The sequence below is a fragment of the Mycobacterium sp. NGS17 genome, from assembly GCF_059813205.1.
Genome location: NZ_JCALED010000002.1, coordinates 629,032 through 651,845, shown reverse-complemented (window position 1 = coordinate 651,845; position 22,814 = coordinate 629,032). Strand labels below are relative to the sequence as shown.

The 22,814-nt window shown below is 67.5% G+C and carries 18 protein-coding genes and 1 tRNA gene; 12 read left to right on the top strand and 7 right to left on the bottom strand.

What is annotated here, in order from left to right:
* The first annotated feature begins 42 nt into the window (after window positions 1-42).
* Window positions 43-1,164, top strand: coding sequence for an ABC transporter permease (locus AC5Y7E_RS07275; protein ID WP_499948335.1), 1,122 nt, complete (start codon window positions 43-45; stop codon window positions 1,162-1,164).
* 12 nt (window positions 1,165-1,176) lie between these two features.
* On the opposite strand, the gene AC5Y7E_RS07270 is transcribed toward AC5Y7E_RS07275, so the two are convergent.
* Window positions 1,177-4,371, bottom strand: a complete 3,195-nt coding sequence (locus tag AC5Y7E_RS07270) for a Kelch repeat-containing protein (protein ID WP_499948177.1) — start codon at window positions 4,369-4,371, stop codon at window positions 1,177-1,179.
* A gap of 141 nt (window positions 4,372-4,512) precedes the next feature.
* On the bottom strand, window positions 4,513-5,856 hold the full coding sequence (locus AC5Y7E_RS07265) for a lipase family protein (RefSeq protein WP_499948175.1): 1,344 nt from the start codon (window positions 5,854-5,856) through the stop codon (window positions 4,513-4,515).
* Window positions 5,857-6,030: 174 nt separating this feature from the next.
* Between AC5Y7E_RS07265 and AC5Y7E_RS07260 the strand changes: the two genes are divergently transcribed.
* On the top strand, window positions 6,031-6,690 hold the full coding sequence (locus tag AC5Y7E_RS07260; protein ID WP_499948174.1) for a cutinase family protein: 660 nt from the start codon (window positions 6,031-6,033) through the stop codon (window positions 6,688-6,690).
* Window positions 6,691-6,736: 46 nt separating this feature from the next.
* Window positions 6,737-7,717, top strand: coding sequence for an S-methyl-5-thioribose-1-phosphate isomerase (mtnA, locus tag AC5Y7E_RS07255; protein WP_499948173.1), 981 nt, complete (start codon window positions 6,737-6,739; stop codon window positions 7,715-7,717).
* 105 nt (window positions 7,718-7,822) lie between these two features.
* Here the strand turns inward: mtnA and AC5Y7E_RS07250 are convergent, their stop codons facing one another.
* Both AC5Y7E_RS07250 and AC5Y7E_RS07245 read right to left on the bottom strand, forming a co-directional pair.
* Window positions 7,823-8,614, bottom strand: a complete 792-nt coding sequence (locus AC5Y7E_RS07250; protein WP_499948171.1) for an SDR family NAD(P)-dependent oxidoreductase — start codon at window positions 8,612-8,614, stop codon at window positions 7,823-7,825.
* A 119-nt stretch (window positions 8,615-8,733) separates the two neighbouring features.
* Window positions 8,734-9,663, bottom strand: a complete 930-nt coding sequence (locus AC5Y7E_RS07245) for an alpha/beta hydrolase (protein ID WP_499948169.1) — start codon at window positions 9,661-9,663, stop codon at window positions 8,734-8,736.
* A gap of 103 nt (window positions 9,664-9,766) precedes the next feature.
* Here AC5Y7E_RS07245 and AC5Y7E_RS07240 point away from each other — a divergent pair, with 103 nt between their 5' ends.
* On the top strand, window positions 9,767-10,327 hold the full coding sequence (locus tag AC5Y7E_RS07240) for a TetR/AcrR family transcriptional regulator (RefSeq protein ID WP_499948168.1): 561 nt from the start codon (window positions 9,767-9,769) through the stop codon (window positions 10,325-10,327).
* Window positions 10,328-10,434: 107 nt separating this feature from the next.
* On the opposite strand, the gene AC5Y7E_RS07235 is transcribed toward AC5Y7E_RS07240, so the two are convergent.
* Window positions 10,435-10,508: transfer RNA gene (locus AC5Y7E_RS07235), tRNA-Gly, on the bottom strand.
* Window positions 10,509-10,680: 172 nt separating this feature from the next.
* Here AC5Y7E_RS07235 and AC5Y7E_RS07230 point away from each other — a divergent pair.
* The 7 genes from AC5Y7E_RS07230 to AC5Y7E_RS07200 all read left to right on the top strand — a co-directional run bounded on the left by AC5Y7E_RS07230 (window position 10,681) and on the right by AC5Y7E_RS07200 (window position 19,989).
* The gene (locus AC5Y7E_RS07230; protein ID WP_499918237.1) at window positions 10,681-11,316 is read left to right on the top strand and encodes a VldE C-terminal domain-containing protein; all 636 of its coding nucleotides are present in this window, start codon (window positions 10,681-10,683) and stop codon (window positions 11,314-11,316) included.
* 30 nt (window positions 11,317-11,346) lie between these two features.
* Window positions 11,347-11,919, top strand: coding sequence for a dCTP deaminase (gene dcd, locus AC5Y7E_RS07225; RefSeq protein ID WP_499917855.1), 573 nt, complete (start codon window positions 11,347-11,349; stop codon window positions 11,917-11,919).
* 116 nt (window positions 11,920-12,035) lie between these two features.
* On the top strand, window positions 12,036-14,015 hold the full coding sequence (locus AC5Y7E_RS07220; RefSeq protein ID WP_499948334.1) for a DUF7159 family protein: 1,980 nt from the start codon (window positions 12,036-12,038) through the stop codon (window positions 14,013-14,015).
* 208 nt (window positions 14,016-14,223) lie between these two features.
* A complete protein-coding gene (locus AC5Y7E_RS07215) occupies window positions 14,224-15,663 on the top strand; it encodes a DUF7159 family protein (RefSeq protein ID WP_499948166.1) in 1,440 nt (479 codons plus the stop codon).
* Window positions 15,664-15,863: 200 nt separating this feature from the next.
* On the top strand, window positions 15,864-16,955 hold the full coding sequence (locus AC5Y7E_RS07210; RefSeq protein WP_499948164.1) for a DUF7159 family protein: 1,092 nt from the start codon (window positions 15,864-15,866) through the stop codon (window positions 16,953-16,955).
* A 164-nt stretch (window positions 16,956-17,119) separates the two neighbouring features.
* A complete protein-coding gene (locus AC5Y7E_RS07205; protein WP_499948162.1) occupies window positions 17,120-18,571 on the top strand; it encodes a DUF7159 family protein in 1,452 nt (483 codons plus the stop codon).
* A 92-nt stretch (window positions 18,572-18,663) separates the two neighbouring features.
* On the top strand, window positions 18,664-19,989 hold the full coding sequence (locus tag AC5Y7E_RS07200) for a UDP-glucose dehydrogenase family protein (RefSeq protein ID WP_499948160.1): 1,326 nt from the start codon (window positions 18,664-18,666) through the stop codon (window positions 19,987-19,989).
* On the opposite strand, the gene AC5Y7E_RS07195 is transcribed toward AC5Y7E_RS07200, so the two are convergent.
* Both AC5Y7E_RS07195 and AC5Y7E_RS07190 read right to left on the bottom strand, forming a co-directional pair.
* On the bottom strand, window positions 19,986-20,867 hold the full coding sequence (locus AC5Y7E_RS07195; RefSeq protein WP_499948158.1) for a hypothetical protein: 882 nt from the start codon (window positions 20,865-20,867) through the stop codon (window positions 19,986-19,988). The genes AC5Y7E_RS07200 and AC5Y7E_RS07195 overlap by 4 nt on opposite strands.
* Before the next feature lies 1 nt (window position 20,868).
* Window positions 20,869-22,044, bottom strand: coding sequence for a hypothetical protein (locus AC5Y7E_RS07190; RefSeq protein ID WP_499948157.1), 1,176 nt, complete (start codon window positions 22,042-22,044; stop codon window positions 20,869-20,871).
* A gap of 11 nt (window positions 22,045-22,055) precedes the next feature.
* Between AC5Y7E_RS07190 and AC5Y7E_RS07185 the strand changes: the two genes are divergently transcribed.
* Entirely contained in the window at window positions 22,056-22,217 is a 162-nt protein-coding gene (locus tag AC5Y7E_RS07185; RefSeq protein ID WP_499948155.1) for a hypothetical protein, read from the top strand.
* The last annotated feature ends 597 nt before the right edge of the window (window positions 22,218-22,814 follow it).

The window sequence follows — 22,814 nt, the reverse complement described above, 5'->3', positions numbered from 1 at the left end:
GAACCGACGTCCGGCCTGGATCCGGCGCTGGACCTTCAGGTCATGACCATGTTGCGGCAGCTGGCCGACGCAGGTCGGGTGGTGTTGGTGGTGACGCACTCGCTGAGCTACCTCGATCTCTGCGATCAGGTGCTGCTGATGGCGCCCGGTGGCAAGACGGCGTATTGCGGCCCGCCCGACGAAATCGAAGCGACCATGGGAACCACCAACTGGGCCAAGATCTTTGGCATGGTCGGCGCGGACCCCGACGAAGCCAACCGCCGTTTTCTGGCCCAACTCAAACCACCCCCGGCCGCAGCCGAGGCGGATAAGCCGGCGGACCTGGGCGCCCCGGCCCGCTCCAGCACCCGCCGCCAGTTCGTCACGATCGCCCGCCGCCAAATTCGGTTGATTTTCGCCGACCGCGCCTACTTCATCTTCCTGGCGCTGTTGCCGTTTGTGATGGGGGCGCTGGCGCTCACGGTTCCGGGTTCGACGGGTTTCCGCGTCGCCGATCCAAACGGTGACGGCTCCGATGAGCCGGGCTCGGTACTGATGTTGCTCACCATGGCTGCCGTCTTCATGGGCACAGCGCTGACGATCCGCGACCTCATCGGCGAGCGCCCGATCTTCCGTCGGGAACAGGCGGTCGGCCTGTCCACCAAGGCGTACCTGCTCGCGAAGATGGCCGTGTTCTCCGTGTTCGCCGTCGTCCAGTCGGCGATCGCGACGACCATCACGATTCTGGGCAAGGGAGCACCGACGCGGCCGGCGCTGCTCCTCGGCAGCGCCACCCTCGAGCTGTACGTCGCGACCGCCGCGATGTGCGTCACCGCGGCGATGATCGGGTTGGTGCTGTCCTCCCTCGCCCGCTCCAACGAGCAGATCATGCCGCTGCTGGTGGTTTCGCTGATGCTGCAGTTGGTGCTGTGCGGCGGGATGATCCCGGTCACCGACCGGCTCGGTCTCGACCAGATGTCGTGGGCGGTGCCCTCGCGCTGGGGTTTCGCGGCGCAGGCCTCGACCGTCGACTTGTGGACGATCGAGCCCGGACCGCTCGCACCGAAAGACAGCCACTTCAAACACACTGCGCAGGCCTGGCTGTTCGACGTGGGCATGCTGGGGGTGCTGACGGTCGTGTACGCGAGTTTCGTGGGTTGGCGCAGCCGGCTCAAGCGCCATTGACCCACGTATCCGCTAGATGAAGTCCAACGCCTCGACCGTGGCCACCGGGCCTTCATGGGTGGGCCGGTTCGCCCCACCGATGCAGTAGACGGTGTTGCCCACCGTGGCGACCGCCTCGGCGTGGCGCGGAGTTGGCATGGGCGGCAACGTGTTCCACGTTCCATTGGCGATGTCGTACATCTCGGCCACGCCCACCACCTGCGTCGGTTGCTCACCGCCGACCGCCAGGATTCGGCCGTCGATCAAGGTGGCGCCGTAGCTGCCGCGAGGGGTCGGCATGTCGACCAGCTTGGTCCACGTCCCGGCCTGCGGGTCGAATCGTTCGAACGCCGCGGAGTTCTTGTCGGACGACAGGAACCTCCCGCCGACCGCGTACACGTAGGTTCCGTCAGACACCGCGGCCAGATGTTCACGCGGGGTGGGCATGTTGGCCGCGTCGTGCCACGAGCTGCCGTCGAAGACCTCGGTTTGGCCGACCAGCTGTTTGGCGTTCTGCCCGCCGACGACTACGAGTTTGTCGCCGACCGCAGCGGCGGCCAGCGCTGCGCGAGGGTGAGCGAGGCTGGGCAACTCCACCCACTTGCCGGCGCGCAGCGCGAACACCTTGGCGGACGCCTGCGTGAGGTCGCCGCTGGCGCCCCCGAGCACCACCACCTCGCCGCGATAGGTTGCCGCCGCGGCGTGATGCAGCGGGACGGGCAATGGGGGTTGCGGTTGCCAGATGCCGGTGCGGGGGTCGTAGCTTTCGACCGTTTGCAGCGCGACCCCGTCGCGCAAGCCGCCCACGATCCAGATCTTGTCGTCGAGCACCGTCCACGCCGTCATCAATCTCGCCGTCGGTGCGTCGGGCAGGGAACGCCACTGCGCGGCCGGCTGCATTCGACGCGGCGGTAGTTGCAGCGCCTCCGCGGACGAGGTCGCTTGGCCGTCGCCGACATCGCTCGACCCGCCGATCGAGTACACGGCTTGCCCAACCGCGGCGACCGACATGCCGTGCCGCGCCGTCGCCATGTCCGGCAGGCCCGCCCACGTGTTGGTCGTCAGATCGAGCACCGACACGCTCTTGAGGACCTGCCCCGCCGACTGCCCCCCGACGGCGACCAGGCGCCGGTCGGCTATTGCCACGCCCAGGTCTCCGCGCGGTTGGGGAAGGTCCGGCAACCGCGTCCAGGTTTTCGCGGCAGGGTCATACGCCTCGACCGTCGCCAGCTCGGCGGTCCCGTTGGTGCCGCCGACCGCGTACACCACCTTCCCGTCCGACGCCGCGGACAGCATCTGGCGGGGGGTCGGTATGGGGGCGCCGAGGGTCCAGGAATTGCCGTCGAAGATCTCGACGGTGTTCAGCAGCGCGCCATTCGAGTCGACCCCGCCGCTGACGATGATGCGGTCGCCCACCACCGCCGCCGCCGCTGCCGCCCGGGGCTGCAGCATATGGGGGAGTTCAACCCAATGGCTGTTGACCACCCGCCAAACCTGGTCGCTGGCAACCTTTTGCGCGCCCGCGGCGCGCCAGCCCCCGAGGACGATCGGATTGCCCTGCCACGTCACCGCCATCGCGTGTTGTACCGGAACAGGTAGATCGTCACCGCTTTTCCAGCTGTCGATGACCGGGTCGTAGCCCTCGTGGTTCGGGACGAGCGCACGGTTGCTGCCCATTCCGCCGAATATCCAGATGGTGCCGTCGGCTTGCGTGGTCGCCGCCGCTTGGCGAGCGATGCGGGCATTGGTGATCGGCTGCCATTTCACCGGTTGGCCGCCCGGTTGGTTCGCGGTGGTGCTGTGCTGCTTGTTGCCTTGCGAAAGCAGTACGTAGACACCGATGCCCAGCACCAGCACCGCCACCAGGATTCCCACGGCGATCAGTGGCGCCGTTACGCGGTTGCGCTTCTTTTTCGACGAGCCCATCCATGCCACCGCTCCGGCGGCCAGCCCGCGGCGCCCGACCGCGGGTGGGTCCGCCGGCGGGGCGATCGCCTCGGTCATGCTGGTGGCTTCGGCAATCGCTTGGGTCGGCTCAGATGTGTTCGGCGGGGCCGAATTTGGTCTGCGGGCGTCTACAAAGGGGCTGCGAGGACCGGAGGGTTGCGGACCGGCGGGCTGTGACGGCGACGCCGTATTCCCACGGCCTTTCAGCGGATTGATCAGCGAGGTGGCGTTTTCCGCGTCGGCACTGCGCGGGCCCGGCTTGGCGATTCTTGGCGGCCGTTGGGTCGACGCGCCCGCTTTACCGCCACGCCCGGCCGGCGATAGGGTCCGCGTCTCCGACAGACCCGCCGAGGTGCCCACCGTGCGTCCCGAACCGGCGGAGGCAGTGATGGCCATCGCATCGGGCTTGAGGCCGTTGCGGCGCTGCGTCTCCTGCAACCCGCGACCGAAATCCGCTGCTGATGGCGGGCGTTCATCCGGGTCGGGCGACATCGCCATCTCGATCGCCGAGCACACCGCGTCCGGGATTCCGTTATGACGCAAGTCCGGGATCCGCGTGTTGTTGATCCGCGTGTAGTGGGCGAGAAGGTCTTCGTTTCCGCGGCGCTCGTAGGCGGCGTTACCGGCGATCAGCGCATAGATCGTGGCGCCGAGCGAGTAAACGTCGCTGCCAACCGTCGCGGGCTCGCCCGTCATTATCTCGGGCGCCAGGTAATCGATTGTGCCGGAGAACAATCCGGCCGCCGTCTCGTATCCGCCGGGGACGTGGGCGGTCCCGAAATCGGTCAATTGCGGTTCGCCGTAGTCGTTGACGAGTACGTTCGCCGGCTTGATATCGCGGTGCAGGGTGCCGCTCAGGTGTGCGGTTTCCAGCGCCCCGCACAACTTCACACCGATCCGCACGGCTTCGGGCCAGGCGATGGGTCCCTCGCGCTGCACCCGTAGGCCCAGCGAACCCGCGGGGCAGTACGACATGACGATGTAGGGACGGCCCTCGGGGGTGACGCCGACCCGCAGGATGTTGACGATGTTCGGATGCCCGGAGAGCCCACCCATCGCGTAACCCTCACGGAGAAATCGTTCGCGGCCCGCGTCATCGCTGAATGGCGGCAGCACCTTGATCGCAACGTTGCGCCCCAGCGCGGTCTCGCGACAGCAATACACCACTCCGGCGGCGCCTCGAGCGACCTGGCGCGCGTTGTCGAATCCGGCAGCGGCTAACTCCGCCACGACCTCGCGCCGTCCCGACGCCGGGGCGCGAGTCTTGGGTCTTTCAGCCATTACCTGGCCTCAACTTCCCAGGGATTTACGAATCGGGTCAAGCGTAGCGAACATCCGCGCGTCGTCCGGGCGGTTCAGGCGACGATCTTGAGAGGCGAGCGGCGCTACGATTTCTCCGTTGGCGTCGCCCCTGGTGAGTAGTTAGCGGGCATCCGTCGTCGACAGCGGCTGACGTTCGACGGAACGCCCGAGGACGACCTTCGCCGTGATCACACCCAACTTGGCCATGCCCAAGTACGTCGACGGGTTGAACAGCGTCGGCCACACCGTGCGGGTTTTGTGTTCGTCGACGGGCCGATCGGCGAATCGGTCGCGCAGCCACCTCAGCGTCATGGGCGCCGACAGTGGATGCAACAGCAGATGCCCACAGAACCGGTCGCGGTGATAGGTGACCGCCGCGCCGAGGCCTTCGTATTCGTCCACCAGCGCATCGATGTCGTCGACGCTGATGATTCCGTCGTGCACCGCCTGCACGACCAGCACCGCGGGTTTGGGCCTGGACTTGCCGAGCTTGGTCGCATCGAAGATGTGGCGCACGTCGGGTAGGTCCCACAGCTCGTCGGCCGTCATGTCGACGTAGGACCCGATGTCGACGTTGCGGAAGCGCCATACAGCCTGGGCCGTCGACATCGTCTGCAACTCGTCGAGCAACGCCTTGCCCTCGTTGGTCGCGTGCTCATCGACGACCCTCTGCGCGCCGGGGAAGACTTGCGTCAACGCGGAGATCATCAGCGCGGCGAGGCCGGCGAAGAAGCTGCCATTGAGGCGGCGCGCCACACTGCCCGGGTCGCCGACGGGCGAACCGAGAACGGCGCCAACGATATTGAGCTCCGGTGCATACCGCTCACACAGCTCGGCCGCCCACGCCGACGCCAGCCCTCCTCCCGAATATCCCCACAGACCCACCGCTGCAGACGGTGACAATTCCAAGCGCTCGCACCGCATCGCGGCCCGCAGCCCGTCCAGAATCCGGTAGCCGGGCTCGACCGGAGCGCCCCACATGCCGTGGCAACCTTCGTGATCGGGTACGCAAACCACCCAGCCCTCGGCCAGCGCGGCCGTCACCAACAAGTACTCGGCTTGGACGAACGCACCGATCGGTCCCGCGCCGCGGCGCATCGCAAACGAAGGAAAGCAGCGCGACGCAACAGCGTCGATGGCGCATTGGTAGGAGAGGACCCGATCAGCGACGTCCGACTCGCGCCGCGACGGGACAAGCACCGTCGTCACCGCGACTTCCGGTTCTTCGTGCAGATTCGTGGTGCGGTAGAGCAACTGAGTGGCCTTCACCGGCTGACTGATGAGACCCAGAAATCCGATCTGCACGTCGCGCGAGCGCAACACCGTCCCCGGCTCCGTGTGCTCGTAGCCCTGTGGCGCTCGGTAGAACGGATCATCGTCGGGTGAGATCGGAAGTTCACCGCGTCGAAGCTCATCGTGTGGCGGGCTTGCGACTTTCACCGGCGTGGCGGAATGGCTATCCATTGATGTGGCGACCCCCTGGGCATGTCGCAGGCGGGGCGCGCTCGCGCCGCCCGCGGTTTTGCATTACCCGCGATGCCCGTGTTCAACCCTGTTTGCGGTCGATCAATTTGTTGGGCTACCACGCTTTAGACCGGATTGGTCAACGCATCGTCGGTGAATCCGTAATATCGCGTCATGAGGCTTGTCGCGAGAACACCGGGCGAGCATCGTGTCTTCAACTTTGCGGCCGCCGGCCTGCCCGCCGCGACTTTGGTGATCACCCTGGCAGCCATGCATTTTCCGGTATCGGCGCTGATTCCGGCGGCATCGGCGGCGTGCCCCGATGCCGAAGTGGTTTTCGCTCGCGGCCGAGAGGAACCACCCGGCGCCGGCGCAGTCGGCGACGCATTCGTCAATTCACTGCGTGGCAAGACGCGTATGTCGCTCGGCGTTTATGGAGTTAACTACCCCGCCAACATAACCACCGTCGGTGGCGCCAACGATATGAGCGCCCACGTGCAATTCATGGCCGCAAGTTGCCCGAACACACGGATAGTGCTCGGCGGCTATTCGTTGGGGGCGGAGGTGGCTGATCTCGTGACCGGGGGCCGCGCGGCATTCGGGTTCACCAACCCACTGCCGCCAGGCGTGGATCAGCACATCGCGGCGGTCGCGTTGTTCGGTAACGGCACTCGGCGACTCGCCCCTGCCTTCGCCGGTAAGACGATCGACCAGTGCGCGGCCGGCGATCCCATCTGCGGGAGAGGAACGAATTGGCCGTCGCATCTGCAGCCCTCATACATCGACTCCGGATTGGTGGATCAGGCGGCTAGCTTCGTCGCCGGCAAGTTATAGGTGAAGCGTGCGCTGGGCTGCGCCAGCCGCGGGCTAGATTCGGCTCGTGCGCAGGACCATTGACTGGGACGGCGACGCCGTCACGATCATCGACCAGACCGCCTTGCCGACGGAATACCGCGTTGTCAGTCTGCGCACCGTCGACGAGCTGATCGACGCGATCCGCCGACTGGCGGTGCGCGGCGCCCCGGCGCTCGGCGCGGCGGGGGCGCTCGGCGTCGTGCTGGCGGCCCGCGAAGGAGGCGACATCCGGGCTGCGGCCGAGCGAGTTGCGAAGGCGCGACCGACCGCCGTCAACCTCAGCTGGGGGGCCGCGCGTGCGCTCGAGAAACTTGACGACGGCGCCGAAGCCGTGCTCGCCGAAGCGCTGAAAATCCTCGACGAGGACGAACGTCTCAACCGTGCGGCATCCGCCCACGCCGCCGAGATCGTGCTCGCACTATGTGATCGCCGCCCGCTGCGGCTGCTAAGCCATTGCAACGCAGGCCATCTCGCCACCGTGGCCTGGGGCAGTGCGCTCGGTGTAGTGTGGCATCTGCATGAGCGCGGACTGGTGGAGTCGGTGCTGGTCGACGAGACACGTCCGTTGCTGCAGGGCGCCCGGCTGACGGCGTGGGAGCTGGCGCAGGCGGGCGTGCCCTACCGGGTGCAGCCGGACGGCGCCGCCGCGGCGGCGATGGCACGCGGCCTCGTCGACTGCGTGCTCGTCGGCGCCGACCGGATCGCCGTCAACGGCGACGTCGCCAATAAGATCGGCACCTACGGCTTGGCCATCGCGGCCCATTATCACCACGTGCCGCTCGTCGTGGTCGCGCCTTCGTCCACGGTCGACGGATCGCTTGCCACCGGCGCCGAGATCGCCATCGAGGAACGCGCGCCCGACGAACTCAGGACGTTCAGCGGCACCACGATCACCCCGCCCGACGCGGGCGTTTTCAATCCTGCCTTCGACGTGACCCCGGCCGGGCTCATCACCGCCGTCGTAACCGAGCACGGCCCCTACCGGCCCCAGGATGGCCAGCGTTAAGGGTGTGCTGCACGCGCCAACGCCCGCGGATCTTTTCATGCCGTCCACCCAGGAGGGCGTGCTTTGAAGGTCCTTCGCTCCTCTCCAGAGGCTTCATGATGTTGTCTATTTGAAGGGATTGAAGGTGCGGCCGAGGAAGTACTGAGTGCGCTGTGGGACCGGGCGTATGGCCGCGGCGGTGAGCTTGTTCACGGTGCCCGGTATGCAGACGGGCTTGCCGTTGGTCACGGCGGCCCATCCCTCGCGGACAACGGGATCAGGCTGTTGCCACAAGAAGCCCGGCAGGCGGTCGGCGGCATCGCGGGTGCCCATCACGTCGTGGAACTCGCTGTGGGTGAAGCCGGGGCAGAGCGCAGTCACATGGATGCCATGAGGTTTGAGTTCCATGTCGAGGGACTGGGACATGTTCAGTACGTAGGACTTGATGCCGGTGTACAGCAACCCTTCTCCCGGAGGGGACATCGCAGCCAATGAGGACAGGTTGATGATGCGTCCCCAGCCTCGTTGCTTCATGCCAGGGATGGCTCGGTGGATCAATTCGGTTAGTGCGGTGACCATCAGTTGAAGTTCTCCGGCGACCGAGTCCCAGGAGGTGTCGGAGAATTTTGTGCTGGCCGAAAGTCCTGCGTTATTGATAAGCACGTCGATGGGCAGGCCCAATTCCGTTGCGCGGGTGGTGATCGCAGCGGGTGCAGAGGGGTCGGTGAGGTCGGCGGCGAACACTTCGGCGCGCACGCCGTTTTGTTGGTGTAGTTGTGTGGCGAGTTCTTCGAGGCGCTCGGCGCGTCGGGCGACGAGCAGCACGTCGTAGCCCTCGGTCGCGAGGTGGCGAGCGAAGGCCGCTCCAATGCCGGCAGATGCCCCCGTGATCAGGGCGGCACGTCGGGCCGTGTTCATGGATGGGTGTTCCTGTCTGTGTATGGCTTCGGCCATCATGGCCGACGGATCGGGGGTGCGCGCGTGGCGCGCCGCGGGGTGGGATGTCTGCCGGATCGAGAGGCCGCCTGGCGGTGGGGTCACACCAGTGGGACGTGGCGATTAAGGAAGTCGATCTGGTCGGCCACGATCCCGTCGAAGTGCGGGTCCAGGTACGGCTCGAAGTGCGTGCAGTCATAGGAGCGGACTTCGCCGTGGGGGATGCGGGCCACGATCTTCTTGGCTTTGGCGTAGGGAGTGACGTCGTCACGTTCGGCGAGCTGCACCAGTGTCGGTGCGGTGATGTCTGCGACCTTTCGTCCCGGTGAGTACAACGGCACGCGCAGGGCGATGCGCGCGGCGACGTCGTTTTCGGCGAGGAGCTGCTCGCGCTTGTGCTCGGCCGCTTCGCCCCCGGCCATCTCCTCCACGAGCTCATAGGCGCCGGGTGAGGTCATCATCGCGACCTCGCCGGGCCTGCCGACGGACTTCACCCGGTGCGGTGCCCGCCCGAGCCATGCGCCGACCTGATCACGCAGAGCTGCGGCTATCAGGCGTGCGACCAAAGTGGGGGATTGGGAGAACGCGGATGCGGGTCCGGTGACGTGGGGCACCTGGACGATGGCGGCTGCGAGATCGTGGTCGTGGGCGGCCAAGTTGAGAACGTGGCCACCGCCGAAGGACGAACCCCATCCCACCACCCGGGTGGTGTCGACGTTGTCCAAGCTGCGGGCGTAGGCGATGGCGGCCCGCCAGTCAGCGTGCTGTTTGGCGATGTCAAGGATGCGGCGGGGCTGTCCTTGGCTGGCGCCCCAGTGCCGGTAGTCGAACACCAGTGCGGCGTAACCTGCCTGGGCGAATCGTGCGGCGTAGGCGTCCAGGCGCAGTTCGCGGAAGGCGGCAAACCCGTGAGCCAGTACGACGATGGGCGGGTTCTTGACGCCTTCGGGACGGTAGAGCCACGCGGCGCAAGCTGTCTCCTCGGACAAAAAGGTCACGTCGTGTCGGACGTAGCTAAGTGGCTGGTTCATCGTCGCGGGTCTCCATCGGGTATCTTGAATGACGTTCAACAAAAGGTACCAAGCTCTTGAATGTCGTTCAACATAGTGTGATCTAGTCGATGCAGAGGGAGCCATGGCACGGAACAAGCGTCCACAGGCCGCCGAAGAGAAGCGGGCAGAAATCGTCGCGGCAGCACGACGGCTGTTCATCGATACTGGCTACGACGCCACCCCGATGAGTCGCCTCGCGAAGGAAGCCGGGGTGGCACCGAACACCATCTACTGGTACTTCGGGGACAAGGACGACGTTCTCATCGCTGTGCTCGACTCCGTCATGGCCGACGTCTGGCCGCAGTACCAACAGGTTGCGACCGAACCGATCCCCGCTCGAGTGCTGTGGGTGGTTCGTCAGTTACAACAGATGAGCCGCCTGGTGACGACGGTGCACGCCCGCGTCGAACATTCGGCCGCCATCGCCGAATGGCATCGCAACTTCCATCTGATCACCGGCGGCATGTTCCGTTACGAATTGGAGACTGCGGGAGTCCCGACTTCGACCGTGGAAGCCGAAGTGATGATCGGCATCTTCACCGTCGAAGGACTCCTCATGCACGACCTGAATGAGGTTGAGCAACGCACCATTTGCGACACCCTGGCTTCACGCTGGACTGTGACCCAGCCGCGCCCGTCCTGAGCGAGGAAGTTGACGTGCTGTCTGTTGTCTAGCCGCCCATCTCCGCTCGAGTGCACTGGATCGCCGTCACTGAGGCATTGACCGGGTCCATTTCACCTGCTCATATGTGGAGCCGATGACGGGAATCGAACCCGCGTATTCAGCTTGGGAAGCTGATGTTCTGCCATTGAACTACATCGGCACTTCTCGCCAAGGAAGGCTAGCACCCGACGGCAGCCGTCGAGGTCAGGACGGCTCATCGACGGGTTCCTCCGCGCCCGTTGTGCGCCATCGCGCCCAAACCCGAGTTATTCCTTTCACAAATTCACATGCTCATATTTATTATTCCGTTATCGCACCGTAATGTGCTGCGGGTGGGTCGACACCGATTAGCCAGGAAGCGGCGTAAACCGTCAGTGGCCCTGGCAGCAGTCGTCGCCCCTGCGGCGGTGTTCTTCGCGGTGTCGGCGGACGTCCACCCATTTGCACCCCGTACCGAGGCCAAGCCCGTTATCAGCGACGTCGCCCCCTGCTGCGTACAAATCGTCACCGCGGCATCGAATCGGCTTATTAAAGAAGCCGCTGACGGCGAGCCGACGGCGGCGTCGCGCTACCACACCCGGGCCCGCTTCCTGACCGCCGACGTCGCCCCGGAACGGGGGCTGCAAATCCGGACGATCCTGACCGCGCGCAACATCACCGCGGAATTTCCGCAGATCCACGAGATGGGGGGAGTGCGCCCGGATCCGTTGCCGTGGCACCCCCTAGGCCTGGCGATCGACGTGATGATTCCGAACCCGCAATCGGCCGACGGTATCGCGCTGGGCAATGCGATCGTCGCCTACGTGCTACAGAACGCCAACCGGTTCGGCATCCAGGATGCGATCTGGCGAGGCGTCTACTACACGCCGAACGGAGCGCAGGCGAGCCGGCTCGGCCACTACGACCACGTACACGTCACGACGACCGGCGGCGGATATCCCACCGGCAGCGAGGTCTATCTCCGCTGAGCTCGATCGGGGAGAAGCTAGGCTCGTCGCGTGCTGCTCTCCGATCGCGACCTCAGGGCCGAAATCACCGCCGGGCGGTTGGGCATCGAGCCCTTCGAAGGCAGCCTGGTGCAGCCGTCCAGCATCGACGTGCGGCTCGACACCATGTTCCGGGTGTTCAACAACACCCGCTACACCCACATCGATCCGGCCAAGCAGCAAGACGAGCTGACCAGCCTGGTCGAACCCGCCGCCGGGGAGCCGTTCGTCTTGCATCCCGGAGAGTTCGTGCTCGGCTCGACGCTGGAACTCATCACCCTGCCCGACGACCTCGCCGGTCGCCTGGAGGGCAAGTCGTCGCTGGGCCGCCTGGGCCTGCTGACACACTCAACGGCCGGCTTCATCGATCCCGGCTTCAGCGGCCACATCACGCTGGAGCTGTCCAACGTCGCCAACCTGCCGATCACCCTGTGGCCTGGCATGAAGATCGGTCAACTGTGCATTCTGCGGTTGACCAGTCCCGCCGAACACCCTTACGGCAGTACGCAAGTTGGCTCGAAGTATCAGGGTCAGCGAGGACCTACGCCGTCGCGCTCCTATCAGAACTTCATACGGACTACATAGGTTCTGCGGGGCTCTCACGCTCCCCGTGTGGGCGATACTTAGTTAGCCATGGTTTTTTCCTCCGCCCGGCCATGGTTCGTCGTGCAATACCTTTGGAGGGGTTTGTATTGGATATCGTGCTCGGGGTGTCGATGGCGCCGTCGTCGATCCAAATGGTCGTCCTGGAAGGCGAATACGCCGACGGCGCCACGGTAGAAGAGGACACGTTCGACGTCGCCGACGTCGAAAATGCAGCTGCGACGACCGGGCCCGATCAGGTGATCTCCGCGATCCTGGGCACCCGCGAGGGTGCCGCTGATGCCGGCCTCGAGCTGTCGTCCATCGGCGTGACATGGACGGATCAACTCGAAGCCGCTGCGCTGCGCGATGCGCTGTCCGCTCACCGGATCGACAACGTGATGCTCATCTCCGCGTTCTTGGCCGCCGCGGCGCTGGCGCAAAACGTCGGCGGCGCAATGGGTTACGAGCGCACCGCGGTGCTCCTGGTTGAGCCCGACACCGCGACTCTGGCGGTCGTCGAGACCGCCGACGGTTCCATCCCGGACGTCTACAAACAACAGCTGCACGCCGACTACTACGGCGATGTTGCGGCGCAGCTCGGCGCGATGGTCGCCGGGATGGAGAAGCTGGAACTTTTGCCGGGCGGCCTATTCCTGGTCGGCTCGGGGGTTGACGTCGCGCCGTTGAAGCCGGTGTTGCAGTCGACGACGTTCCTCGACGTGAGTGTGGCCGAGGAGCCGGAGACGGCGCTGGCCCGCGGCGCGGCACTGGCGTCGGCGAACGCGCCGCTGTTCGCCTCGTCGACCGCCGCGCTGGCCTACGCGCAAGACCCCGGTACCGGCGCCGTCGACCAGTACTCCCTTCCCGAGTATCTCTATGTCCCGTTCGGGCAGCAGTCCGGCGACGACGAACTCGCCTACAGCGCGGTGGCAGACGACGACGCCGATTCGCCGACCGTCGTCATCGAAAAGCTTTTCCTTCCCGAAGAAAGCCAGCCCAAGCGGCGGCCGGCACTGCTCGTCGGCAGCGGGCTGGCGGTGGTGGGGATCAGCGCCGTGCTGGCGCTCGAGATCGCGCTGGCCATCGGCATCCGCACGACGGGAACCGTTGCCTTGCAGCCCACCCCTGGTCAGCACCTGATCGTCCCCGAGCAGGCGCCGGCCCCGGCGCCGGTGCAGGCGTCCGAACCGCTGGCGAAGATCAGCCTGCCCGCCCCCGCGGCCGCGCCCCAGCCGTTGAGCCCGCCGGTTGCCGCGCCGCTGCCCGCGGTTCCCCCGCCGGCGGCACCTCCGCCGCCCGCGGCCCCGGTTGCTCCGGTTCCCGTCGTGGTTGCTCCGGTGCCGATTCCGGTGCCCGTCCGCATCCCGATTCCCAACCCGGTCGAGAGTCCCCCGATGCTGGAGGCTCCGCGGTTGTCCATCCCGCAGCCGGTGCAGCCCCAGCCGCCGGTGCGCCTTCCCCAGCCGCCGCAGGTCACCGTTCCGCAGTCACCACCGCAGGTCACTGTTCCGAAGTCACCACCGCAGGTCACCGTTCCTCCGCAGGCACCGCCGAAGGTCACCGTTCCGCAGTCGCCGCCGCAGGTCACTGTTCCGAAGTCACCGCCGCAGGTCACCGTTCCGAAGTCACCACCGCATCAGACGCCCCCCGGCGAGGGCACCCCTCCCAAGCCGACCGGTCCCGGCAACTACGGCGGCGGCCACAATCCCACGCCTGGGGAAAACGGTCCCGGCGGTTTGGGTGGTGGGCACGTTCCCGCCCCTGGTAGCGGTCCGGGCGGTTTGGGCGGCGGTCACGTTCCCACGCCTCCCGCAGGTGTCCCCGGCGGTGGCGGTCTCGGCGGGTTCGGTGGTGGCCCCGGCGGCTTTCCCGGCCTCGGCGGCGGTCATGCGCCGGCTCCCGGCGGTGGTGGCCCCGGCGGTTTTCCCGGTTTCGGTGGCGGTCATGCGCCGGCTCCTGGTGGCGGCGGTGGTCTCGGGGGCTTCGGTGGCGGCCACAGCGGTGGGGGCGGTGGTCTTGGGGGCTTCGGCGGCGGCGGTGGCTTTGGCGGCGGCCACAGCGGTGGGGGCGGCGGCGGTGGCGGCGGACATCACTAGTCCGATTGCCAACTAACCCACAGCGCTCCGCGCTCGCTGTCGAGATCACACGAGTAGGGTCGGGGTATTGAGGCTGGTCAAAAAATGCCGCCAGACCCGCCAGAATTTCATCAGCCCAGCATCGTGTGTGGGCTCGCAGCCCGCCCTCTGCTATCGGCACGAAATCACTGGTGATCGATTCAATAGTGGTGTTGGAGGAGCGTAAGCGGTGGTGGGCATCGTGCTCGGCGTCTCGATGACGCCGACGAAGGTGCGCATGGTGCTGGTCGAAGGCGAAAGCGCCGACGGGGTCACCGTGGACGAGGACGACTTCGACGTCGACACGCAACGCACCGCTCTGCCCGGCACCGCCCCCAACGAAGTGATCTCGGCGATCCTCGGCACCCGGGAAGGCGCCGCCGACGGCGGCTACCAACTGCTTTCGACCGGTGTGACGTGGACCGATCACGTCGAAGCGGCGATGCTGCGCGACGCCCTGATCTCGCACAAGGTCGAAAACGTCATGCTGGTCTCGGCTTTCATGGCCGCGGCCGCGCTGACGCAGGCCGTCGGTGACGCCACCAACTACGAGCGCACCGCCCTGCTCTTCGTGGAGCCCTACAGTGCAACCCTGGCCGTGGTCGACACCGCTGACGGCTCGGTCTCGGAGGTGCGGCGCAGAACGCTCGCGGACGACGAGGATCAAGCGGTAGCCGAACTCGTCGACATGGCGTCCAGCGCCGAGGCGCTCGAAACGCACCCGCAAGGACTGGTTCTCGTCGGTTCCGGGGTCGACATTCCGCTGATCAAACCGGTCCTGGAGGCCGCGACCTCGCTCGAGTTGTCCGTGCCCGACGAGCCGGAGATGGCTCTGGCGCGAGGCGCCGCGCTGGCTTCGGCGAATGCGCCGCTGTTCGCGTCATCGACGGCCGCCCTGGCCTACGCGCTGGACCCGGGCACCGGCGAAGTGGACCCGCTCGCGCTCGCCGGACAACATCCCGGCCTGCTTGCCGCGTATCAACCCGAATACCGCAGCCACATCGCGGCCCTGGCCGCCGACGCCGACAACGGCAAGACCAACGTCGCGTACAGCGCCGTGGGCGACGAAGACGCCGACGCCAAAACCATGATCGCCCTTGATGAACGCGCGCGTCGGCGCAAGTCTGTGATGCTGGTCAGCAGCTCGCTCGCGGTGATCTTCATCGCCGCGGTGGTGGCGCTGGAAATCGCGTTGGCGATCAGCATCCGTCCGACCGTCGCGCTGCGGCCCAGTCCCAACCAGAACATCGTCGCCCCAGCCCCCACGCCGGCCCCGCCCAATCCGGCGCCGCCCGTGCAGGCTCAACCGAAAGTCGCGCCGCCGCAGCCGCGGCCGTTGGCTGTGCCGCACCCCGTCGCGCCGGCGCCGCCCGTGGCTCCGCCCGTACCGGTCCTGCCGCCGCCCGTGTTCGTTCCGCCGCCGCGGCTGCCGGTGCCCGGCCTGGGCGGTGGTGGTGGGGGCCACGGACCCTTGGGCGGTCATGGACCGTTCGGCGGTCACGGTCCATTCGGCGGCCACGGACCGTTCGGAGGGGGTCACGGGCCGTTCGGCGGTGGCCACGGTTTCGGTGGTGGTCATGGATTCGGCGGCCACGGCTTCGGTGGTGGTCACGGATTCGGCCATCGATAGCGCGTTCACGGTTCGCGCGCGTGTCTGACCCGTCGGGCTAGGGTGGCGGACTAGGGTGTGGCCGCGGCCAGAACTGTGATTAGTCCGGCTGACTCGCGAATCGCGGGACCCCAAGGCGGTGGCAACGCAGCCGTACGGCATGGCGCAGCAACCAATTTGGACGATTTGGAGGAGCGGTGGACGTCGTACTTGGCGTGTCTATGGCACCTGAGACAGTCCGCATGGTGCTCATCGAAGGTGAAGCTGCCGGCGGGGTGACTGTCGATCAGGACGGTTTTGCGGTCGCCGACGATGAAACGCCCATTGTCGCAGCGAATCACGTCGTCGCGGCCATTCTCGGCACGCGAGACAGCGCTGCTCAGGGTGGGTACCGGCTCAAATCCAGTGGAGTGAGCTGGACCGACCCCGTCAAGGCGGCGGCGCTGCGAGACGCGTTGGCAGCACGCAAGATTGAGAATGTGATGCTGGTCTCGGCGGTCATGGCAGCCGCGGCGCTGGCGCAGGCCGTGGGCAGCGCCACCAACTGGGCGCGCACCGCGTTACTGCTCATCGAGCCGGCCAGCGCCACCCTGGCGGTCGTCGACACCTCCGACGGAACGGTCACCGACTTGCATCGGCACCCGCTGCCCGGCAGCGACGACGCCGCGCTGGCGGAGCTGACCGCGATGATCTCGGGCGCCGAGTCGATGAGGGCGCGGCCGGAAGGGGTGTTTCTGGTCGGCTCGGAGGTCGACATCCCGTCGATCAAGCCCACACTCGAGGCGGCGACCGCACTGTCGGTGACCACACCCGAGGAACCCGAGATGGCTCTGGCGCGGGGCGCCTCGTTGGCAGCGGCGAACGCGAACCTCGGAGCGCCGCGGACGGTATCGATCCCGGCCGCGCGGACTTCCCCGGCGGCTGCGGCCGAACGCGCCTACAGCGCCGAAGACCACGCCGTCTCCGACCACCGGCGTACCGACGCCCCGTCGCGCCGGCAGCCCAGCCGCAAGTCGGTGTTGACAGTCGCCGCCGTCACGATGGTCTTCATCGCCGGCATCCTGGGGCTGGCGCTGGCGCTCGCCGTCGGTATCCGGCCGCACGCGGACCAGCGCCCGAACGTCGGCACGAACGTCGTCGCGCCGCAGAATCCCAATGCCGGCCCGCCCGGCCCACCCCGGCCGACGGACGCTCCAGTGGCGCCGCCCCAAGCGCCCCCGCCTCGGCCGCAACCTTCGCCACACTCCGGTGACCATCAACACTGGGAGGATTGGCTGCACCGCCACCTCGGCACTCAAATTCCGTCCCCGTAGCCGCGCCTGGGCCCGGCACCGAGCCACCGCCCGAGTGCCGAACGCGCGTAAAATCGGGTCTTTAGGGGAATACCGGTGGGATCTCGGAGAGGTCTCGCGTCACCGCAAAGTGCGACGAGCCTGCCGCCACCGTGAACGGCTAGCAACCGACTATTGGAGGAGCTTTGGACACCGTACTTGGTGTGTCGATGGCGCCGACCGCAGTCCGGATGGTGCTGGTCGAGGGGGAAAATGGCGACGGCGCGACCGTCGATGAAGACAACTTCGACGTCGCTGCGCCTGATGATGCAGCAACGGTAGCCGCCTCGGACCAGGTAGTGTCGGCCATCTTGGGCACGCGTCAGGGCGCAGCAGAGGGCGGCTATCAACTGGCATCGACCGGCGTCACGTTCACCGACCCGCTCGAGGCCGCCGCGCTGCGCGACAAGCTGGCCGCCCACAAGGTCGAAAATGTGATGCTTGTCTCGGCCTTTTTGGCCGCGGCGGCGCTGGCCCAGGCGGTAGGCCATCGGACCAACTATGCACAGACGGCGCTGCTCTACATCGAGCCCGACACCGCGACGCTGGCGGTCGTCGACAGCGCGGACGGATCCATTTCCGACGTCCGGCGGCAGGTCCTGCCCGATGACGACGAGGCGGCCGTAGCCGAGCTGACTCGTCTGATCTCCGGCGCGGAGCACATGGAGACGCGCCCGGATGCGGTGTTCGTCGTCGGCTCCGGCGTCGACATCCCGCTGATCAAGCCCGCCCTGGAGGCGGCGACCACCCTGCCGCTGACGGCGCCCGAGGAACCGGACACCGCACTGGCCCGCGGCGCGGCCCTGGCGTCGGCGCATGCGCCCTTGTTCTCGTCGTCCACCGCGGCCTTGGCCTACGCGCAAGATCCCGGCACCGGTGCGATCGACCCGCTGGCCGTGGCACCCGGTTACTTCGAGACCCCGGGCCAGGCCGGTGTGGACGGGCTCGCGTACAGCGCCGTGCCCGACGACCCGGACGAGTTCTTCACCGGCTCGCAGACCGCCGCGACGGCACTGGTCGGAGCGGACTACAACGAGCGCAGGTCGTTCAAGACGGTTGGGGCCGCGGTGGCGGGGATCTTCGTCATCGGCGTCGTGGCGCTGGTCGTGTCGCTGGCCATCGCCATCCGGCCGACAGCCAATGTGCGGCCAAGCCCGAACCAGAACGTTGTCGTCGCGCCCACCCGGCCGGCTCCCGCTCCCGCGGCCCCGACACCCGCGCCGGCGGCACCCGCCCCGGCTCCGCAGGCTCCGGCACCTGCGCCCGAAGCCGCACCGCAGGCACCCGCTCCGGCGCCGGCGGCTCCCGCCCCCGCTCCAGTGCCTGAGGCTCCCGCGCCCGCTCCTGTGCCCGTGCCGGCGGCACCGCCGCCAGCACCCCCGCCGGTTGCGCCCGTCCCGGTACCAATTCCGCTGCCAATTCCAGGTCTCGGCGGGCCAGGCTTCGGTGGGCCGCCGGGAGGCGGGCACGGCGGCGGTGGTGGCCACGGGGACGACGGCGGCGGTTTTCCCGGACGCGGGGGCGGCGGCGGCCATGGTCACGGAGGATTCGGCGGCGGCGGCCCGCACATTGGCATCCCGGGCATTCCCGGGCTGTAATCCGCGGGGCAGACGCCACCTGTCATCTGCCGTTTGCCTTCCGCTTAGCCCCGCGATGCACTTAGCTCATCGCGGCCGCCTACACCGGACGTATGCGATGCACCGTGTTCGGCACGGGTTACCTCGGCGCCACCCACGCGGTTGGGATGGCGGCACTGGGACACGACGTGCTCGGGATCGATATCGACCCCGGCAAGGTGGCCAAGCTCGCCGGGGGTGACATCCCCTTCTACGAGCCCGGCCTGCGAAAGCTGTTGAGGGAGAACCTGGCTGCGGGCCGGCTGCGCTTTTCCACCGATTACGACATGGCGGCCGGCTTCGCCGACGTGCATTTCCTGGGCGTGGGCACACCGCAGAAGAAGGGCGAATACGGCGCCGACCTGCGCCACGTCTATGCCGTCATCGATGCGCTGGTGCCGCGGTTGACGACTTCGGCGGTGCTGGTTGGCAAATCGACCGTTCCGGTGGGCACCGCGGCCGAACTGAACCAGCGTGCCGCCGCGCTGGCGCCGGATGGTGTCGACGTCGAAATCGCCTGGAATCCAGAGTTTTTGCGCGAGGGTTACGCGGTGCAAGACACCCTCAATCCGGACCGGATCGTGCTGGGCGTCAACCCGGATTCGACCCGCGCCGAGGCCGCCGTTCGTGAGCTGTACGGGCCGCTGCTCGAGGCCGGGGTGCCGTTTCTGGTGACGGATCTGCAGACCGCGGAACTGGTCAAGGTTTCCGCCAATGCCTTTCTGGCGACGAAGATTTCGTTCATCAACGCCATTTCCGAGGTATGCGAGGCCGCTGGCGCCGACGTCAGCCTCCTGGCGGATGCGCTCGGCTACGACCCCCGGATCGGACGCCAATTCCTCAACGCCGGTTTGGGTTTCGGCGGTGGCTGCCTGCCCAAGGACATTCGGGCGTTCATGGCGCGCGCGGGCGAGCTGGGCGCCGACCAAGCGTTGACGTTCCTGCGCGAGGTGGACAGCATCAACATGCGCCGCCGCACCCGGATGGTGGAACTGGCCAGCGCGGCCTGTGGTGGCTCGCTGCTGGGCGCCAACATCGCGGTGCTCGGCGCGGCGTTCAAGCCCGAATCCGACGATGTGCGTGACTCACCCGCGCTTAACGTCGCGGGCCAGCTGCAGCTCAACGGCGCGGCGGTGAATGTCTTCGACCCCAAGGCCCTCGACAACGCGCAGCGCCTGTTCCCGACGCTGAACTACGCCGTGTCGGTCGAAGAGGCCTGCGAACGCGCGGATGCGGTGCTGGTGCTCACCGAGTGGCGCCAGTTCGTCGACATGGACCCGAACGTCCTGGCCGACCGCGTGCGGGCCCGCGTCATCGTGGATGGCCGCAACTGCCTGGATGCCGCCGGCTGGCAGCGGGCGGGCTGGCGGGTATACCGGCTGGGCGCCCCGCGGCCCTAGGAGAACGGGTCGAAATCGGCGGGCCGGGGTGGGGGCGCCGGGTTGCTTGCCGGTGGATGCCGCGGTGTAGGGGCCCGGTTGCTTGCCGGTGGATGCTGGGGTGGCGCCGTGGCCGTCGGTGCGTGCTGCGCCGCGTTCACTATCTCGGCGAAAGTCGGAGGGGGAGGCGGCTTGTGGGCGTCCCGGTGCAGGTATGCGTTGGACGCGGGCAGGAATAGCAGGACGCCGGTGGCGACCGCGGTGACGGCCGCGGTGACGGCGCCCGCCTGCGTCAGGTGAGTGAACCAGGCCACCGCACCGCCGGGTCCGACGATGAGCCCGAACGCGGCGAGCGCCAAGGTCAGCCCGCACGCGAGCACGGCGACCGGCCGAGCGAGACGTCGATGCCTGACGATCCGGATCGCCTGCCAGATGATCGCCGCACCGAGCAGCACGCCGGCCGCCGCCGCTGACAGCGCAAGCCAGGTGTGGCTGCCGTAGTACCAGTCGAATTCGGGGATGGCCATCGCGACCGCGATGGCCATCGTCAGCATGACCGCGCCGATGCCCGCGAACAACCAACTGGCGAACGCCACGGTGTCCGGCAGCTTGGAAGAGTCGACGGCCTGTGGCGCCGGGTTCGACCGCGCGGGCGCTGCCGGTGGTGGCGGAAGTGCTTGCGACGCAGGGCGTGCGCGACGGGGAGCCGCCGGGGGCGGCGGCGCGCTGTGGGCCTGCTGTTGGAGCCAGGCGGTGGCTTCGCTCCGGCCGAACGGATCGGAGCCGGGGCCGGCGAACGGATCGGCGCCGAACGGGTCGGATGCGGTGTTGCCGAACGGATCGCCACCGAACGGGTCGGACCCCGCCGCGTGCTGGTCTGGATGTTGCGGGCCGGCCATGTCAGCGCACCCCAGCCGCTCGTCGTCGGCGCCAGAGGAGATATCCGCCGCCGCCCAGCCAGGCCACCGCGGGCAGAATCACCAAGTAGAACAACGGCTTTGACGGCGCCGTTGCCGGAGCCACGAACGGCACCCACGGACTCAGCTTCGACGGCCAGATCTGGTCCAGTGGCACTGAGCTGACCACGTTGCCCAACCACACCTGCTTGGCGTTGTCCTGGACCAGCGGACCGATGATCGATGGCCCCGCCGTCTTTGCCACCGAGTCGTACTTCTGAGTGAACTCCGGCGCGCCGATGTCGTGGGTCTCCACCTTACTGAAATCGACTCCGCCCCATGACCGTGTCCACGTCGTCCCCTTGGCGTCGGTCCAGCTGAAGGTGGGCTCGGGATGCTTCGTGGAATCCAGGTAACGCTCCCACACCGCGCGCGGATCCCATGGCACAGTCAGGTCGTCGATGTTCCCGGAATCGATGAGCTTCGCGTACTGGGTTGGCTTGTTGGCGTTGCGCTTTCGGTACCACTCGGCCGCCACCCGGCTGGTGTAGACGCGGCGCAGATCGGCGAAATCAGGGTTGTGATTCACCGCGTCGATGAGCGCGGGCATGATCATCTGCTGGTACAGCTGACCGTTGTGGTCGGTGGCCACCGGATCCTGGTCTTGGCACAAGTCTGTGCCCGGGGTGACATCGCTTTGATCTGTTCCGATCTTCACCGTGAGCGGCGTGTTGAGAATGTAGAGCTGGTCGCCGTCTTCGTGGACTTCGGCCGGTTGCGGCACGATCCATAACCGCCTGCCCAGGTAGCATTTGTTGCCCTGCATGGCGTCGACGAAACGACGACCGAGTTCGGTGTCGGTCTTCTGCAGTCGGGCGGACACCAGTTTCATTTCCAGGTCTGCCTCGAGCAGCACCTCGCCGGCTTCGGTCCGGCCGAATGCGGCCTCGATGATGCGGTCAGGTTCGGTGGGCTTGAGGTTCACCCAGAAATTCTGCGGTGGCAGTGCCAGCCAGACATAAAAGGCGTCCAATGCCATCTTCGCGTTGCGTCGCCCACCGTAGGAGGCCTCCGTCGCCGGCAGGGTGTTCGCGCTGAATGCGTACTGCATGGCCGGTTTGCCGTTGACGGAGTCGGTCACGTAACGCATCTCGAGCGAGGTGAAGTCGATCCCGCCCAAGGGGGCAGGCGATGCCGAGACGGGTATGCCCACCGGGGGAGACGGTGCGGACGGGGGCCGCGCGGGCACCGGCGCCCGCGGTGCGGGAGCTTGCGGTGCGGGCGCCCGCGGTGCGGGAGCTTGCGGTGCGGGTGCCCGCGGTGCGGGCACAGGAGCTCGTGGCGCGGGCATAGGCGCTTGCGGCGCGGGAGCTTGCGGCGCGGGTGCTCGTGGCGCGGGTGCTTGCGGTGCGGGTGCGTGTGGTGCCGGTGCTTGTGGTGCCGGTAGCGCCGGGGGCTGCGCGGGCACAGGTGCTTGCGGGGCGGGAGCCGGTTCTTGCTGCGCGGGCACAGGTGCTTGCGGGGCGGGAGCCGGTTCTTGCTGTGCGGGTACGGGCGCTTGCGGCGCGGGAGCCGGTGCTGGATTTGCGCCCACCGGGATCGGCGCGTTGGCCGGTGCCTGCCCGGGCACCGGCTGCTCGGGGGGGTTGTCCTCCGCCTCGAGGCCACTGGCTATCTGGTCCTCGAGTGCTTGGTCCTCGGGCGAATCCGCCGATTCATCCAGAACGGGATCCGGCGCGGGTCGCGGAGCCGAATTGCCCGCCGCGGAGCCGGGATCCGTTCTCTCCTGCGGTTTGGCGGGTACGTAGCGGGCGCAAAATGCGGGGGGCATCTTCACGCCGGCGGCCCTCAAATCATCGATTGTTTGCTTTATCCACTTCTGCGTCGAATCGGTCGGCCTGCCCCCGAACATGATCATCAGCGACGAGCCAAGCTGCCCCATTCTCTGAA

What these genes read in the sequence shown, in the direction of transcription:
- AC5Y7E_RS07275 (WP_499948335.1), top strand. Translation starts at nt 43, where the DNA reads ATGACCATGTTGCGGCAGCTGGCCGACGCAGGTCGGGTGGTGTTGGTG.
- AC5Y7E_RS07270 (WP_499948177.1), bottom strand. Translation starts at nt 4,371, where the DNA reads ATGGCTGAAAGACCCAAGACTCGCGCCCCGGCGTCGGGACGGCGCGAG.
- AC5Y7E_RS07265 (WP_499948175.1), bottom strand. Translation starts at nt 5,856, where the DNA reads ATGGATAGCCATTCCGCCACGCCGGTGAAAGTCGCAAGCCCGCCACAC.
- AC5Y7E_RS07260 (WP_499948174.1), top strand. Translation starts at nt 6,031, where the DNA reads ATGAGGCTTGTCGCGAGAACACCGGGCGAGCATCGTGTCTTCAACTTT.
- AC5Y7E_RS07250 (WP_499948171.1), bottom strand. Translation starts at nt 8,614, where the DNA reads ATGAACACGGCCCGACGTGCCGCCCTGATCACGGGGGCATCTGCCGGC.
- AC5Y7E_RS07245 (WP_499948169.1), bottom strand. Translation starts at nt 9,663, where the DNA reads ATGAACCAGCCACTTAGCTACGTCCGACACGACGTGACCTTTTTGTCC.
- AC5Y7E_RS07240 (WP_499948168.1), top strand. Translation starts at nt 9,767, where the DNA reads ATGGCACGGAACAAGCGTCCACAGGCCGCCGAAGAGAAGCGGGCAGAA.
- AC5Y7E_RS07210 (WP_499948164.1), top strand. Translation starts at nt 15,864, where the DNA reads ATGGCACCTGAGACAGTCCGCATGGTGCTCATCGAAGGTGAAGCTGCC.
- AC5Y7E_RS07200 (WP_499948160.1), top strand. Translation starts at nt 18,664, where the DNA reads ATGCGATGCACCGTGTTCGGCACGGGTTACCTCGGCGCCACCCACGCG.
- AC5Y7E_RS07195 (WP_499948158.1), bottom strand. Translation starts at nt 20,867, where the DNA reads ATGGCCGGCCCGCAACATCCAGACCAGCACGCGGCGGGGTCCGACCCG.
- AC5Y7E_RS07185 (WP_499948155.1), top strand. Translation starts at nt 22,056, where the DNA reads ATGCCGAGACGGGTATGCCCACCGGGGGAGACGGTGCGGACGGGGGCC.